The organism is Pseudomonas beijingensis, from assembly GCF_030687295.1.
Classification (GTDB): domain Bacteria; phylum Pseudomonadota; class Gammaproteobacteria; order Pseudomonadales; family Pseudomonadaceae; genus Aquipseudomonas; species Aquipseudomonas beijingensis.
In genome coordinates this window covers 3,144,402-3,159,312 of sequence record NZ_CP117425.1, presented here as the reverse complement: position 1 = coordinate 3,159,312, position 14,911 = coordinate 3,144,402, and the positions used below count along the sequence as shown (strand labels likewise).

The 14,911-nt window shown below is 60.1% G+C and carries 21 protein-coding genes and 1 pseudogene; all 22 read left to right on the top strand.

From position 1 onward, the window contains the following. Nucleotides 1–95: 95 nt before the first annotated feature. The 22 genes and pseudogenes from PSH84_RS14325 to PSH84_RS14220 all read left to right on the top strand — a co-directional run bounded on the left by PSH84_RS14325 (nt 96) and on the right by PSH84_RS14220 (nt 14,906). Nucleotides 96–557: a head completion/stabilization protein gene (locus tag PSH84_RS14325; RefSeq protein WP_305483119.1), complete on the top strand. Its 462-nt coding sequence runs from the start codon at nt 96–98 to the stop codon at nt 555–557. Further along, nucleotides 557–769 (top strand): tail protein X, encoded by a 213-nt coding sequence (locus PSH84_RS14320; RefSeq protein ID WP_003199765.1) that lies wholly within the window; start codon nt 557–559, stop codon nt 767–769. The genes PSH84_RS14325 and PSH84_RS14320 overlap by 1 nt, the downstream gene beginning before the upstream one ends. Nucleotides 770–814: 45 nt before the next feature. Continuing rightward, nucleotides 815–1,138, top strand: coding sequence for a phage holin, lambda family (locus PSH84_RS14315; protein ID WP_003183304.1), 324 nt, complete (start codon nt 815–817; stop codon nt 1,136–1,138). Continuing rightward, entirely contained in the window at nt 1,135–1,977 is an 843-nt protein-coding gene (locus PSH84_RS14310) for an N-acetylmuramidase domain-containing protein (RefSeq protein ID WP_305483118.1), read from the top strand. Before PSH84_RS14315 ends, PSH84_RS14310 begins: the two co-directional genes overlap by 4 nt. Beyond that, on the top strand, nt 1,974–2,180 hold the full coding sequence (locus tag PSH84_RS14305; protein WP_003199762.1) for a hypothetical protein: 207 nt from the start codon (nt 1,974–1,976) through the stop codon (nt 2,178–2,180). The genes PSH84_RS14310 and PSH84_RS14305 overlap by 4 nt, the downstream gene beginning before the upstream one ends. Then, nucleotides 2,177–2,620: an Rz-like lysis system protein LysB gene (gene lysB, locus PSH84_RS14300; protein WP_027912638.1), complete on the top strand. Its 444-nt coding sequence runs from the start codon at nt 2,177–2,179 to the stop codon at nt 2,618–2,620. The genes PSH84_RS14305 and lysB overlap by 4 nt, the downstream gene beginning before the upstream one ends. Continuing rightward, a pseudogene (lysC, locus tag PSH84_RS14295) lies at nt 2,532–2,720 on the top strand (Rz1-like lysis system protein LysC); the annotation flags it as partial. The gene lysB and the pseudogene lysC, both read left to right, overlap by 89 nt. Then, nucleotides 2,717–3,193 (top strand): phage tail protein, encoded by a 477-nt coding sequence (locus tag PSH84_RS14290; RefSeq protein ID WP_305483117.1) that lies wholly within the window; start codon nt 2,717–2,719, stop codon nt 3,191–3,193. The pseudogene lysC and the gene PSH84_RS14290, both read left to right, overlap by 4 nt. Further along, the gene (locus PSH84_RS14285; protein ID WP_305483116.1) at nt 3,190–3,648 is read left to right on the top strand and encodes a phage virion morphogenesis protein; all 459 of its coding nucleotides are present in this window, start codon (nt 3,190–3,192) and stop codon (nt 3,646–3,648) included. Before PSH84_RS14290 ends, PSH84_RS14285 begins: the two co-directional genes overlap by 4 nt. Nucleotides 3,649–3,779: 131 nt before the next feature. After that, nucleotides 3,780–3,995 (top strand): hypothetical protein, encoded by a 216-nt coding sequence (locus PSH84_RS14280; RefSeq protein WP_305483115.1) that lies wholly within the window; start codon nt 3,780–3,782, stop codon nt 3,993–3,995. A gap of 8 nt (nt 3,996–4,003) precedes the next feature. Further along, nucleotides 4,004–4,858, top strand: coding sequence for a hypothetical protein (locus PSH84_RS14275; RefSeq protein ID WP_305483114.1), 855 nt, complete (start codon nt 4,004–4,006; stop codon nt 4,856–4,858). A gap of 83 nt (nt 4,859–4,941) precedes the next feature. Then, entirely contained in the window at nt 4,942–5,514 is a 573-nt protein-coding gene (locus tag PSH84_RS14270) for a phage baseplate assembly protein V (protein ID WP_305483113.1), read from the top strand. Next, nucleotides 5,511–5,855, top strand: coding sequence for a GPW/gp25 family protein (locus PSH84_RS14265; protein WP_305483112.1), 345 nt, complete (start codon nt 5,511–5,513; stop codon nt 5,853–5,855). Before PSH84_RS14270 ends, PSH84_RS14265 begins: the two co-directional genes overlap by 4 nt. Next, nucleotides 5,852–6,763, top strand: a complete 912-nt coding sequence (locus PSH84_RS14260) for a baseplate J/gp47 family protein (protein ID WP_025569499.1) — start codon at nt 5,852–5,854, stop codon at nt 6,761–6,763. The genes PSH84_RS14265 and PSH84_RS14260 overlap by 4 nt, the downstream gene beginning before the upstream one ends. After that, nucleotides 6,763–7,380, top strand: coding sequence for a phage tail protein I (locus PSH84_RS14255; RefSeq protein ID WP_305483171.1), 618 nt, complete (start codon nt 6,763–6,765; stop codon nt 7,378–7,380). Before PSH84_RS14260 ends, PSH84_RS14255 begins: the two co-directional genes overlap by 1 nt. Next, nucleotides 7,377–9,206: a phage tail-collar fiber domain-containing protein gene (locus tag PSH84_RS14250; protein ID WP_305483111.1), complete on the top strand. Its 1,830-nt coding sequence runs from the start codon at nt 7,377–7,379 to the stop codon at nt 9,204–9,206. Before PSH84_RS14255 ends, PSH84_RS14250 begins: the two co-directional genes overlap by 4 nt. Beyond that, the gene (locus PSH84_RS14245; protein ID WP_305483110.1) at nt 9,200–9,610 is read left to right on the top strand and encodes a phage tail assembly chaperone; all 411 of its coding nucleotides are present in this window, start codon (nt 9,200–9,202) and stop codon (nt 9,608–9,610) included. The genes PSH84_RS14250 and PSH84_RS14245 overlap by 7 nt, the downstream gene beginning before the upstream one ends. Nucleotides 9,611–9,720: 110 nt before the next feature. Further along, nucleotides 9,721–10,890, top strand: coding sequence for a phage tail sheath protein (locus tag PSH84_RS14240; RefSeq protein WP_305483109.1), 1,170 nt, complete (start codon nt 9,721–9,723; stop codon nt 10,888–10,890). 57 nt (nt 10,891–10,947) lie between these two features. After that, the gene (locus tag PSH84_RS14235; RefSeq protein ID WP_305483108.1) at nt 10,948–11,463 is read left to right on the top strand and encodes a phage major tail tube protein; all 516 of its coding nucleotides are present in this window, start codon (nt 10,948–10,950) and stop codon (nt 11,461–11,463) included. 50 nt (nt 11,464–11,513) lie between these two features. Continuing rightward, complete coding sequence (locus PSH84_RS14230; RefSeq protein ID WP_305483107.1) at nt 11,514–11,843, top strand: phage tail assembly protein; 330 nt, start codon at nt 11,514–11,516, stop codon at nt 11,841–11,843. Between the two features lie 8 nt (nt 11,844–11,851). After that, on the top strand, nt 11,852–11,971 hold the full coding sequence (locus PSH84_RS14225; RefSeq protein ID WP_003183333.1) for a GpE family phage tail protein: 120 nt from the start codon (nt 11,852–11,854) through the stop codon (nt 11,969–11,971). After that, nucleotides 11,961–14,906: a phage tail tape measure protein gene (locus PSH84_RS14220; RefSeq protein ID WP_305483106.1), complete on the top strand. Its 2,946-nt coding sequence runs from the start codon at nt 11,961–11,963 to the stop codon at nt 14,904–14,906. Before PSH84_RS14225 ends, PSH84_RS14220 begins: the two co-directional genes overlap by 11 nt. The last annotated feature ends 5 nt before the right edge of the window (nt 14,907–14,911 follow it).

Sequence of the window (14,911 nt, the reverse complement as noted above, 5' to 3'; positions counted from 1 at the left end):
CCCACGCACCCCGCCGGCTCGGGGCGGATCGGCCAGGCCGCTCCTCCTGAACGTGAAGCCCCGACCACCGGCGACCTATTTTTGAGTGCTGTTCCATGAGCGGATTCGTAGCCAGCGGCCCCGTCGCCAGCGGCCATATCAACACCGACGCCTTCTGGCCCTCGATTGATCTCGACGAGCTGCGAGCCACCCTGCGGATCGATGCCAGCGTCACCGCGCCACGATTGGAAACCGCCGCCGTTGCCGCCGCCATCAGCGTCAATCGCGAGCTGAGCGGATGGCGCGCCATCCAGCAGGCCGCAGGCCATGCCGAACTGGCAGCCGTTCCCGGCGAAAAAATCAATGACGTATCTGTCCTGGTGCACCTCTACCGCCGCGCCATCGAAGCCGCCACCGGCGCCGAAGTGTGTGAGCGTTACCGCTCCTACGACACCACCAACAGCGGCAACCAGAACGCCGAAGATCTCACGCCAAACATCGACGATTACCGCCGCGACCTGCGCTGGGCCGTGCGTGACTTCCTCGGCATCAACCGCACCACCGTGGAGCTGATCTGATGCCTGTCACCGTTCGAGCCTTTCAAAACGACACCGTTGACGCCCTGTGCTGGCGTCACTACGGCCGCACCGCCGGCGTGACCGAAGCGGTACTCGAAGCCAACCCCGGCCTGGCCGACTACGGTCCGATCCTGCCCCAAGGCCTGGCTGTGCAAATGCCAGAAGCCCAGACGGCAGCCCCACAGCGGCAGATGGTGAACCTATGGGACTAACCATCCCGCAGCGAGCCCACGAACCCACCAACCCTGGATTACGGAATGAAGCGCATGCCTGAACGTCCCGACACCTGGGCCTGGCTCGCCGCCTGGCTCGAACAGAACTGGCCTGCCCTTTATGCGGGGATCCTGGCTCTGACCATCGCCGCCCTACGGATCATGTACGGCGGCGGCACCTTGCGGCGGATGGCTGTTGAGGCCCCCCTTTGCGGCGCCCTGGCACTGGCCGCCAGTCATGGCCTGGCACTACTCGGCATCCCCGCCTCAACCGCACCGTTCTTCGGTGGGGTAATCGGTTTGCTTGGGGTCGAAGGGACTCGCGCCGCTGCCAAGAAGTTTTTCACTCGCAAGGTAGAACAGCTATGACGACGCTTCGCCACGGCGACCGCTCCCAGGCGGTGCGCATCCTGCAAAAAAACCTGAACGACCACGGCGCCGCACTGGTGGTGGATGGCGACTATGGCGATTCCACCGAGGCCGCCGTGCGGGCGTATCAGTTGAAAGTCGGTTTGGTCGCCGATGGCGTTGCCGGCGAAAAGACCCAGGCCAGCCTGGCCGGCGGTGACTGTCAGCTCCTGTTGAAAAACGAAGACCTGGTAAAAGCCGCGCAGATCCTCGACGTACCGCTGGCAAGCGTCTATGCCGTCAACGAGATTGAATCCAAGGGCAAGGGCTTCCTGGCGAATGGCAAGCCGGTGATTCTATTCGAGCGGCACATCATGTACCGCCAGCTCGCGACGCCGCGCCACGAAGGCGACAACCCCGACGAACTCAAGCGCCACGCCGACCAGTTGGCCGCCGCCAATCCGGCCATCGTCAACCCGAAGTCCGGCGGCTATGCCGGCGGCACTGCTGAGCACCAACGCCTGAGCCACGCCCGCCTGATCGATGACACCGCCGCGCTGGAATCCGCTTCCTGGGGCGCGTTCCAGATTATGGGCTTTCACTGGCACCGCCTGGGCTATGCCAGCGTGCAAGCGCTGGTCGAGGACATGAGTGCAGGCGAGTCTCAACAGTTCGCGGCCTTCGTGCGTTTCATCCAGACCGACCCGGTGCTGCACAAGGCCTTGAAAGGCCGTAAATGGGCCGAATTCGCCAAGCTCTACAACGGCCCGGATTACCAGCGGAACCTGTACGACATCAAGCTCCAGCGCGCCTATGAGCGGCACGCTGAGTGCGGCTGCGGCCAGGTGGTGGCGGCATGATCGATCTGGAGGCGGTGCGCAAACTGGACGTCCAAGACGGCAACCTGTTGGTGGTGCCGGAAAATACTGAACAAGCCGATATGGAGCTGCTGTGCGAAGCCCTGGCCTACATGACACCCGGTTGTCGGGTAGTCATCGTGCGAGGTCCGGTGGAGCTGTTGGACGTCGGCGGCATGAACAAACTGGGCTGGTACCGCGCATGAGCACCCTGCGCCAGGCGCTGTACGGCATCGCCCTGCTGGGCGCCCTGGCTCTGCTGATCTGGGGCCAGGAACAGCGCCTCACCGTAGCCGAGAAGAACACCGAGCTGGCGGAGAAGGACACCAAAACCGCACGCGCTGAAGCTGACAGGCTGCGCACCACGGTCGGCACGCTGCAAACCACCCTGAACGCCGAACGCGTTGCCCAAGCCGCCCTGCGGACCCAGCAAGATCAGCTACGCCAGGGCCTGGCAAAGCGCGAGCAAACCATCGAGGCGCTGAAACGTGAAAACGAAGACCTTCGCAACTGGGCTGACCAGCCTTTGCCTGAGCTTGCTCGCCGGCTGCGCGAGCGCCCCGCCCTCACCGGCGCCGACGCTTATCGTCAGTGGTTGTCCGGCCGTGGTGCCCTGCACCCTGCCGGCGACAAGCCCACTCAATAACGGCGATCAGCTCACCGACCAGGACCGCGTCGAAGCCGCATGGGCTGAATGCGCCGGCCAGGTAGACATGGTGTTCAACCATCAACAGGCGGCCCCATGAACAAACCCGAAAGCCTGCGCGCCCATCTGCTGGCGACCGTGGGAGAACTCAAGCACAACCCCGACCGGCTGCTGATCTTCATCGACAACGGCAAAATCCGCTGCACCGCGGCTGCTTCGTTGTCGTTCGAATACAGCTTTGATTTACAGGTCATCCTCACCGAATACGCCGGTCACCCCGACAGCGTCATGTTGCCACTGCTGGGCTGGCTGAGCGTGAACCAGTCCGAGCTGCTGGAGAACTTGAACAAGTCCGCCGAAGGCATCCAGTTCGAGGCCGATATCCTGGACAACAGCAAAGTGGACCTGAGCCTGACATTGCCGCTGACCGAGCGTGTGGTTGTGGGGAAAGACGCCGACGGCAATACCACCATCCACCATCCTGGCGAACCTCGGCAGGTCGCCGCGTTCCTTGACCCTGCGTGGGTACCTGGCGCTCAAGGCACCGGCAGTGAATGGGTCGTGCAGAAATGACCAACCGATTGGAAACGCTGGAGGATTGGGCGGCCGGCCTGCTGGGACAACTGGAACCGGCATCGCGCAACAAACTGGCCCGCAGCATCGGCCAAGCCCTGCGGCGAAGCCAGCAGCAGCGGATCATCGCCCAACGCAACCCGGACGGGAGCAAGTACGCGCCGCGAAAGCAGCGCAACTTGCGGGGAAAACAAGGAAGGGTGAAGCGAAAGGTGCAAATGTTTCAGAAGCTGCGCACGGCGAGCTTTTTGAAGGTCCAGGGCGACGGCAATGCTATCAGCGTAGGGTTTACAGGACGGATTGCGAGGATAGCCAGAGTCCACCAGTATGGGTTGAAGGATCGTGCCGAACGTGGCGCCCCGGACGTGAAATATGAAAAGCGCGAGCTGCTGGGTCTTTCTGAGCCCGATTTGGATCTAATCCGAGACTACTTGCTCGCTCATCTCACTGCTTAGAAATCCGGTGTGCGGTGTGGTAGGCTGCGATCCTATTGCAGCGGAAAATACCTTGACATTGAAAACCAACCAATGTAGGGATTAATCACTGCTATCCTTTGAACAATTCAGAGGGTCATGGGAGAAGCATCATGAGCGGCAAGGGTTTTTTGGTATCTTTTTTGGACCGCATTTCTCCTCCATCAGAGGAGCTGCTGGCAGTCGCCGAGCGTATCAATCGCTTGGAAGGTGAGGTTCGCGTCTCCACAAAAGGTGCGGTGACAATCAGCACATCAAAGATTCTACATGACGCTGATTTCTTAAATGCTTGTGAAGAAGCGAAGATTGCAATCTCTAAATCCAGTTAAGGACAATAATGGGTTTTCTTCTAGTCCTACCTATTTTGATTTGTGGCTTCATCTATTGCAGATTTAATTTTTACGACAAAACTCTAATTTCAAAATACGAAGGCCAGACCTTATACCTGCATATCGCAATGCGAGGCCTTTTCGTCACGCTCCCTTGCCTGTTATTTGCATTTATAGTTGAATACCTCACAGAAGGATACTTTGGCCTTGCAGATCTGTTCGTGGAACGCGAACTAACCAAAAGCCAAGACAAACATCTATTCTCAATTTTAGTTTTCTGCATATTCACATCCCCAATCATCACTTATTACATTGCCAAAGCCAGATTTAAGTTCACACAACTAAGATACAAACTCAAAAATGATTATCTCACTAGATTTTTTATCTTAGAGACAATGCTTCCAACCAGTACGCATCAAGCGCTACTGCTCGACTCTCTTTCAGAAAAGCATCTGTACATGTTCAGCATGGAAGACCGCAAAGTCTATATCGGCTGCGTATCTAGTCTTGGTAGCCTTCAAGACCCTGACTCGAATGTTGACGAAGGCTTTTCAATAATACCTATCTACAGCGGATATCGTGACAAAGACACCTTAACAGTCGAGTTTACGACGCCCTATGAAAAAGTATACGACGAACTAAAGGCGATACGCGCAGGCACCTCAGCCATTGCTGACGGCAGTGAAGACACCGCACTTCAAAGCGGACATAAGCTGGATGATATTGGTAGTTTATTTTCCATTAGCCTGCTGCAAAAGAACATATGCTCCATGACCAGGTTTGAACATGACGTCTGGCATGAATTCAAGAAAAACGAAATCAAACCTGTTAAAGAGGCTCAATCTCCAGCCGTAAATAAGTAGCCCTTTCAATCGCCGCCTGTAATTCAGCCCGGCACAAGTCGTTCACGATGAAATAGTCCGCCCATATCGCGACTATTCGCGCCATGAACGACTTAGCCACCCTCGCCCGCCTGATAGAAAACCTCATCCGCTTCGGCACCATCGCTGCCGTCCAGATGCAGCCCCCGCGTGTGCAGGTCAAAACCGGAACTCTGACCACTGCCTGGCTGCCGTGGATCGCCCTGCGGGCCGGCGCCGACCGAGAGTGGAACCCACCGACCGTCAATGAGCAGGTTCTGCTGTTCAGCCCCTCGGGCCAACTCGGCAACGGTGTCGCCTTGACTGGCCTTTTCAGCGACCAGATCCCCGCCAACGGCGACCGCGAGGGCCTACACCGAGTCACCTACCGCGACGGCACGGTGATCGAGTACGACAGCGTCGCTCACCACCTCAACGCCACGCTCACCGATGGCGGCACCACCAACCTGGTCAGCACTGGCGGTATCAACATCGTCGGCAACATCACGCACCAGGGCGATTACACCCAGACCGGCAACCAGAACGTCACCGGTAAGGTCACCGTCTCGGTAGATGTGGTGGCCACCGGCATCAGCCTGGTGAAGCACCTGCACGGTGACGTCATGCCTGGCAGCGGCAAGACGGGGAAACCGGAATGAATCGACACACCGGCGCCGCCATCACCACCGTGGAGAGCATCGCCCAATCCATGAGCGACGTCCTCAGCACGCGCATAGGTACCCGGGTGATGCGGCGCGAATACGGCAGCCTGTTGCACGAGCTGGTGGACCACCCTTTCAACGATGTCACCGGCTTGCAGGTGTACGCGGCCTCCGTCATGGCGCTGATGCGCTGGGAGCCGCGTATCAGCCTGAGCCGCGTGCAGTTCCAGGGCGCCACGCTGCAAGGTCAATCCTCGTTGGATATCGAGGGCAGCATCGTCGATAGCAACGAGCCGTTGAGCCTGAGCGTACCGCTGAACTTGGGGGGCAGCGCATGAACTCATTTGTCGCGATTGACCTGGGCCAGCTCCCCGCGCCCGAGGTCGTTGAGCAGGTCGATTACGAGCAGATCCTCGCCGAGCGCAAGGCCTACGCCATCGGCCTCTGGCCGGTCGAGGAACAAGCCGAGATCGCCGCACGGCTTGAGCTGGAATCTGAGCCCTTGACCAAACTGCTCCAGGAGAACGCCTACCGCGAGACGGTGTGGCGCCAACGCGTCAATGAGGCGTCCGTCGCTAATATGCTGGCCCTGGCAAAGGGCAGCGATCTGGAGAACCTGGCCGGCAACTTCAACGTCAAACGCCTGGTCATTCAGGCCGCCAAGCCCTCGGCCGTGCCGCCAGTTCCGTTGCTGATGGAGAGCGACGACAGCCTGCGGGAGCGGGCTCAAATGGCGTGGGAAGGCCTCAGCACTGCCGGCCCGCGTAACAGCTACATCTTTCATGCGCGCTCTGCTGACGGCCAGGTTGCCGACGCCACTGCCGAGAGTCCCGCCCCGGCCGAGGCCGTGGTGACGGTGCAATCGATCCTTGGCGACGGCACCGCCTCGCCCGCGCTACTGGCAAAGGTCAATGCCTACCTCAGCGACGACGACCGCCGCCCTGTCGCGGATCGGCTCACCGTGCAAAGCGCCCAGGTCATCAACTACCAGGTCAAGGCCAAGCTGTTTCTCTCGACGTCCGGCCCTGAGAGCGAGTTGATTCTCGCGGCGGCCAATGCGCAGTTGCTGGCTTTCGTGCACCAACGGCGCCGCCTGGGCTTGGAGGTTTCGGAATCCATTATCCATGCGTCGCTACACGTCGAGGGGGTGCGCAAGGTCGTGCTGGAGAACTGGGCAGACATCGTTGCCACGAAGTACCAGGCCCCGTATTGCACGGCCGTCGATTTGGCGTTGGGGGTCGAATGATGGCAGACGCGCCCCTTCTTCCAAGCAATTCGACGCCGTTGGAGCGTCAAGCGGCGCAGGCGCTGGCCCAGATCCAGCGTGTGCCGATTCCATTGCGCACGCTGTACAACCCCGACCTTTGCCCGCTGCCCCTTTTGCCCTACCTGGCCTGGGCTTTCTCCGTGGACCGCTGGGACAGCAAGTGGACCGAAGTGGCCAAGCGCGCCGCCATCCGCAGCGCGTACTACATCCATTCGCGCAAGGGCACTATCGGGTCACTGCGCCGTGTCGTTGAACCGCTCGGCTACCTGATCGAAATCATCGAATGGTGGCAGACCGTTCCGGTCGGCCCTCGGGCCACCTTCAGACTCAAGGTTGGCGTACTGGACACCGGTATCACCGAAGAGATGTACCAGGAACTCACCTGGCTGATCGACGATGCCAGACCCCTAACACGCCATCTCACCGGGCTCGCCATCAGCCTGGAAACAACCGGATCAGTTCATATCGGCGCCTGCATCACCGAAGGTGACGAGATCGATATCTACCCACCCACACAGCGAGACATCGAGGTCACGGGCTACATCCATCAGGGCGGCCGTGAACACCAGATCGACACCATGGACATCTACCCATGACAGACCAGAACAGCCAGTTTTTCGCCATCCTTACCGCCGTCGGCAAGGCCAAGCAGGCCAACGCGGACGCCCTGGGCATTCCCTGGACTTTCGCGCAGATGGGCGTCGGTGATGCCAACGGCACCGACCCGATCCCTGACGAGCAACAGACCCACTTGATCAACGAGCGCCGTCGTGCCCCGTTGAACCAACTGAGCGTGGACCCTGCCAACCCCAACATCATCGTCGCCGAGCAGGTCATTCCAGAAAACGTCGGTGGCTGGTGGATTCGTGAGGTCGGGCTGTATGACGCTGACGGTGACCTGGTCGCGGTGGCGAACTGCGCGCCAAGCTTCAAGCCATTGCTGAGTCAAGGCTCGGGCCGTACACAGGTGGTCCGGATGAACCTTATCGTCAGCAACACCGCCAATGTCGAGCTGAAGATCGACCCGAGCGTTGTTCTGGCCACCCGTACTTACGTGGATTCGAAAATTCGCGACGAGATCAACAAGCTCGACAGCAAGCAGTCGGTGCGCGTAGCCACCACGGGAAACATCGCTCTCACCGGGTTGCAGGTGGTTGATGGCGTGACTTTGCTTGCCGGCGACCGGGTATTGGTGAAAAACCAGTCTGCCGCCAAAGACAACGGCTTATACATTGTCGCAACCAACGCCTGGCAACGTGCCCCAGATGCCGACAGCAACGCTGAAGTGACGCCAGCACTGTTGGTGTCTGTCGAGCAAGGCAGCACCCAAGCCGACAGCCGTTGGCAACTGGTGACAGACGGGGCGATCAGCCTTGGTAGCACCGCTCTCACCTTTCAAGACGTAACTTGGGGGTATGCACCGATCAACTCCCCAGCCCTTACCGGAACCCCAACGGCCCCAACGGTAACGGGAACTGACAACAGCACCAAAATCGCTACATCTGCGGCCGTCCGAGCAATCATGGCTCAGTTTGGGTTGGGTTCCACTGCCTTTAACTACACGGGGAACATCGACACTCTCTCGCTCGATGGGATCTATATGGTGTCAACAAGCACCACGGGCACGAAGCCTGCAATCTACGGAGCCTCAACGACTATTCCCAACGGCACCGTTTTCCATATGGAACGTGGCAGCTCCAGCATGGCAACCCAGATTTGGGACTCGCTTGTTTCGGACAGTGTTTCGTACATGTTTTTCCGCACTAAAAACACAGCAGGCGTTTGGCTACCCTGGCGACAAATAGCAACCGTGGACTCCGTCAATGCGGACCTTCCCTATCGTGGCGTGCAGAGCTACAGCACCGCCGGTGTTTTCACTTGGACAAAACCGGCAGGCGTAAGCAAGGCGTGGGTCCGGGTTATTGCGGGTGGCGGTGGTGGTGGTCGTTACTCGCATGGCGGCGGGGGTGGCGGCGGCGGGGGTATCGCTGAAGGCCTGGTAGATTTAACCGGTGTTACCACCGTGACGGTAACGGTCGGAGCCGGTGGTGCTGGCACCGTAGGAAACGAAGCTGACGCGTTCTCAGGCGGCGCCTCGTCGTTCGGTAGCTTCATGAGTGCTACCGGAGGTGGGGGTGCATCAAAGTGGTATGGCGGCACTGCGGGGCTGGGATCTGGCGGAGATATAAACACGACTTTAGGGATGGGAGCACACGCGACCCGCCACGATAACGGCTCAGCCTCATCGACTTCCATTTACGGCGGAGGTCACGGCGCAGGCGGTAGGGGCTATGGGGCGGGTTCAGGCTCGATAGGAACCGGCGGCATGAGCAGTACGCTACCTGGCAGCGGTGGCGGTGGTGGCAATGAGAACGGGAACGGCGGCAACGGGTCGTCTGGTCAAGTAGTTATCAGATGGTGATCGATATGTGGGCATTAATCCAAAATAACGTTGTGCACGAAGTCACAGATATCGACCCACTTGAACGGTTCCATCCTGATTTGACGTGGGAGCCCTGCGGAACTGATGTAAAACAAGGTTGGAGGTATGACGGCGAAACGTTCAGTGAGCCATCACGGGACGAGGACGACCAGGCTAGCGCCGAACGTGCCTGGCGCGATGCGAAACTGACCGCTAGCGAATGGCTCGTCACACGTCATAGGGATGAACAGGATCTTGGAAAAGAAACCACCCTGTCAGCCTCTCAGTTTTCAGAATTGCTAATTTACCGGCAAGCGCTTCGAGATTGGCCTCAAACGGAGACGTTCCCGGAGGTGGAGTTCCGGCCCATCTCACCTGCCTGGATCGATGAGCAGATCCAGTAAGAAACTCGCGCCTTCTGTAATCCGCTCTCCTACAAGCCTCCGCGCTCGCCCAACCGGCGCGCGCGCGGCAGCCTGTGCACTGTCATCCCAATCACTGCGCAGGCAAACCCATGGCCGATTATCTCCACGGCGTGCGGGTCATCGAACTCAACGACGGCACCCGCCCCATTCGCACCATCCCCACCGCTGTTATCGGCATGGTCTGCACGGCCGACGACGCTGATGCCACCGCTTTCCCATTCGACACACCGGTCCTGCTGACCAACGTACAAACCGCAATCGGCAAGGCCGGCACTACGGGCACCCTGGCGAAGAGTCTTCAGGCCATCGCCGACCAAACCAAGCCCTACACCATCGTCGTGCGAGTAAAGGAAGGCGAGACCGAGGCAGAAACCACCAGCGCCCTGATCGGCACCACCACCGCCGAGGGCAAATACACCGGCATGAAAGCCCTGCTCGCCGCCAAGGCCCGCGTCGGCATGGTGCCGCGCATCCTCGGTGTGCCAGGCCTCGACAGCCTGCCGGTGGCCACCGCCCTGGTCACCATCGCTCAGCAGCTGCGCGCCTTCGCCTATGTGAGCGCTTGGGGCTGCAAAACCAAGGAAGAAGTGGTCGCCTATCGTGACAACTTTGGCGCCCGTGAAGTCATGGTCATCTGGCCGGAGTTCCAGAACTGGAGCACCGTCACCAACGCTACCGTCACCGCCTCGGCGGTGGCCCGGGCATTGGGTCTGCGCGCCAAGATCGATCAGGAGGTGGGCTGGCACAAGACGCTGTCCAACGTCGCGGTCAACGGCGTCACCGGCATCAGCGCCGACGTGTTTTGGGATCTGCAAAACCCGGCCACGGACGCCAACTACCTCAACAGCAACGAAGTCACCACACTCATCAATGAGGGCGGATTTCGCTTCTGGGGCAGCCGCACCACCAGCGTAGACCCGCTGTTTACCTTCGAGAACTACACACGCACCGCGCAGATCCTCGCCGACACCATGGCCGAAGCGCACATGTGGGCAGTGGACGTGCCGCTGCATGCCTCCCTGGTGCGCGACCTTATTGAAGGGATCAATGCGAAGTTCCGCGAGTTGGTCACGGCGGGCTATCTGATCGGAGGTAGGTGTTGGTATCCGGAAGACGCCAACGACAAGGACACACTCAAGGCAGGCACGTTGGTCCTGGACTACGACTACACGCCGGTGCCGCCGCTGGAAGACCTCACATTGCGGCAACGCATCACCGACCGCTACCTGATGGACTTCGCTAGCAAGATCAACAGCTAACCCGGGCCTCCCCGAAAGGGGAGCTGACCCTGTGCCTGAGCAACGGAGACCCCCGCCATGGCCATGCCCCGCAAACTCAAAAACCTCAACCTGTTCAACGACGCCAACAGCTACCTCGGTGTGGTCAAGTCGGTCACCATGCCCCCGCTCGGCCGCAAGATGGAAGCCTATCGCGGCGGTGGCATGAATGGCCCGGTCAAGGCTGATCTCGGCTTCTCGGATGACGGCATCCAGTTCGAATGGAAGACCGGCGGCCTGGATCTGATCGCCCTCAAACAGTTCGGCGCCGTCAATGCCTCGGGTATTGCCTTGCGCTTTACCGGCGCGTTCCAACAGGACGACACCGAGGAAGTCAGTGCCGTGGAGGTCGTCATGCGCGGTCGGCATGAGACCATCGAAATGGGCGATGCGCAGCCGGGCGAAGACACCGAACACAGCATCACCACCACCTGCACCTATTACAAACTGATCGTCGATAACGAAGAAATCATCGAGATCGACCTGCTCAATTTCATCGAGAACGTGAACGGCGTGGACATGCTGGAAAAGCAGCGCCAAGCCCTCGGTATCTAACCCTTCTCGCCCTGTCCCAGGGCGGTTAACCCTGCAATCTGGAGCCACAAATGAAACCTGAAGACACCCTCGAAGCCTTGCCGCCGGTTGACGACAACACCGTCGTCCTGGACACCCCGATCACCCGTGGCAAGACCGTCATCGACAGCATCACCCTACGCAAACCGCAATCCGGCGAGCTGCGCGGTGTGCAACTGGTGGACCTGCTGAATATGGACGTCGCCACCCTCATCAAGATCCTGCCGCGCATCAGTGCACCAGGTATCACCGCGCCGGAAGTCGCAAGCATGGACCCTGCCGACCTCCTCGCCTGCGGCAGCAAGATCTCCGGTTTTTTGTTGCAGAAGTCGGTGAAGACGGACGCGTCCCTCGTTGCGTAGAAGACGCCATGGCCGATCTGGCCGTGGTTTTCCATTGGGCACCGGCTGACATGGACCAGCTGGGCCTGCAAGAACTGATGGAGTGGCGCGAGCGCGCCCGGGTGCGGAGTTCCACCGATGGCGAATGACTTAAAACTTCAGGTGTTGCTCAACGCCATCGACAAGGCGAGCGGCCCCCTGAAGGCCATCAACAACGGCAGCATCGGTGCCGCCCGCGCCCTCAAGGAAGCCCGCGACCGCCTCAAGGAACTCAACACCCAACAGAAAGACGTCAGCGCCTGGCGCACCCAGCGCGCTGCCGCCGAGCAAACCGAGCAATCCCTCCTCGCTGCCCGCGATAAAGTACGGGCGCTGTCCCAGCAGTTCGCTGCCACCGGTGCGCCAACCAAGGCGATGACCAAGGACTTTCGGGCAGCCGTTCGCGAAGCGCAGAAGCTCAAGGAACAACATCAACAACAGGGCGAACAGCTCCAGGTGCTGCGCAGCAAACTGCAAGGCGCCGGCATCAGCACCAAGAACCTCAGCAGTCACGAACGCCAGCTGCGCGAGCAAATCAGCGCCACCAACGCCAGCATCAGCGAACAGGGCAAACGCCTGGTCGCGTTGAATGCTCAGCAAAAGCGCCTTGCCATCGAGCGCGCCAAGCTGGAGAAAACCCAGAACCTCGCCGGCAACATGGCTATGAACGGTGCCGCCGGCCTGGGTGTGGGATATGCAGCGAGTCGGCCAGTGGCTAAGGCCATCGGGGCCTTTGCTCCAAACGAAGACTCGGCGACGCAACTCAGGGTTTCGATGATGGACGGCACCGGCAAGGTGTCTGAAGACTTCCAGAAAATCACCGACCTGGCGACCAAGCTGGGCGACCGCCTACCTGGTACCACGGCCGACTTTCAAGAAATGATGACCATGCTGCGGCGCCAAGGCCTCAGCGCCAAGAGCATTCTCGGGGGCACCGGCGAAGCGGCCGCGTACCTGGGCGTTCAGTTGCAAATGCCCGTAACAGCCGCGGCTGAATTTGCCGCGAAGATGCAGGACGCCACCCGAACATCCGAAAAAGACATGATGTCGCTGATGGACATCATTCAGCGTGGGTTCTACTCAGGTGTACAGCCCACCAACATGCTCCAAGGCTTCAGCAAGATTGCGCCGGTCATGGACACCATCAAAAAATCGGGCATCGACGCCGCTGCCGAACTGGCGCCGCTGCTGATCATGATGGACCAAGCCGGCATGGATGGCGGCGCGGCCGGTAACGCCTTCCGGAAGATCTTCCAGGCAGGCCTGAACAAGGACGGGGTCAAGGACGTTAACAAAATCATGGAGCTGGAAGGCAAGCCCATCCGCTTCAAATTTACCGACAACAAAGGCAACTTCGCCGGCCTGGAAAATCTGTTCGCTCAGGTCGAAAAACTCAAGACACTGAACGACGAAGACCGCACCACCACCATCAAGGATCTGTTCGGCGACGACTCCGAAACCATGACCACCTTGAATACCATGATGAGCAAGGGGCTCGACGGTTACCGGGAAATCCAGCAGAAGCTCCAGAACCAGGCCGACCTGCGCAAGCGCGTCAATGAACAACTCGGTACCCTCACCAATGTCATGGAGGCCGCTCAAGGGAGTTGGACCAATGCCATGGCCGAGTTTGGCGCCGCCGTGGCGCCTGAGCTAAAAGAGGTGATCCAAACCTTGGGAGAGGTCGCCAACAACGTTGGCGCTTGGGCTCGCGAGAACCCCAAGCTGGCCGGCGGCCTGGTAAAGGTCGTGGCAGCTGTGGCCGGCCTGGCCTTCGTGTTTGGTGGCTTGGCACTGACGATGGCGAGCCTACTCGGCCCTTTCGCCATGGTGCGGTACGGCATGGGCATGTTTGGCATTCGTCTGGGCTTGGTTAAAACCCAGTTGCTAGCCACGCGCACCGCAACAGCAGGCGCCAGTGCCAACATCGGCAGGCTTGGGAAGGTTTGGCGGTCCCTCGTAGCCACTCGCTCGGCGGGTGGTTTGCTCAGTGCGTTACCCGCTTTCGTCAGCAGCGCCCGCCTGGCCGCCGCCAGCGTGCTGCCGATGCTCGGCGGCGCGATCAGTGCGGTCGGTACCGCCATCATGGCGACACCCATCGGTTGGCTGCTGGCTGCCATCGCTGCCCTGGTTGCTGCTGGCGTGCTGGTCTACAAATATTGGAACCCCATCAAGGGCTTCTTCCTCGGCTTCTGGCAAGGCCTGGTCGGGGCCTTGCAACCGGTACTCGATAGTTTCGCCGGGCTCGGCCAATCGCTGCTGAACCTGGGCCAGGCCGTTATGACGCTGCCAGGTGTCGGCGCGGCCATGGAGCTTCTGGGCAGCGTCGCACGCCCGCTGTTCAGCCTGATATCAGATGGCGTCAGCAGCTTGATCACCTGGTTCGGCCAGCTACTTGCACCCGTCGAGGACGTCGGCGGCGCCGCTCAGTCAATGGGCGAACGTTTTGGCGCTGTCATCGGCAATATGCTCAGCCTTCTGTTAGGTCTACCTGCACAGTTCGCTGAACTGGGTACGCAGATGATTCAAGGCCTGGCAAATGGCATCACCAACAGCCTGACTGTTGCCAAGGAGGTCATCACCGGGGCAGGCGATGCGGTGATTGGTTGGTTCAAGGAAAAGCTCGACATCCACAGCCCCTCGCGAGTTTTCGCGGAGCTGGGCGGCTTCACCATGGCGGGCCTGGCCCAGGGTCTTGAGGGCAGTCAAAACGGGCCACTGAGTGCCATGACCAGCCTGAGCAAACAACTCACGGCAGCCGGCACACTGGCCCTCGGCGCAACCGCCATGCCTCTGGCTGCCATGCCGTTGCCGCAATTCCCGGTCGGGGCTGCCGCAGCCTCTTCGTTGTCGATCGATGACCGTGCGCCCATCAGCCCCGCCCCGGCGCCGGTCCATGACAGCCACGACACCTACGAAATCAACATCCACACCACGCCAGGCATGGACGCCCAGGCGATCAGCCGCGCCGTGCGAGCCGAGCTGGCGCGCATCGCCAGCGAAAAGGCCGCCCGCCAACGCAGCAAACTGTCAGATCTGGAGTAACCCAC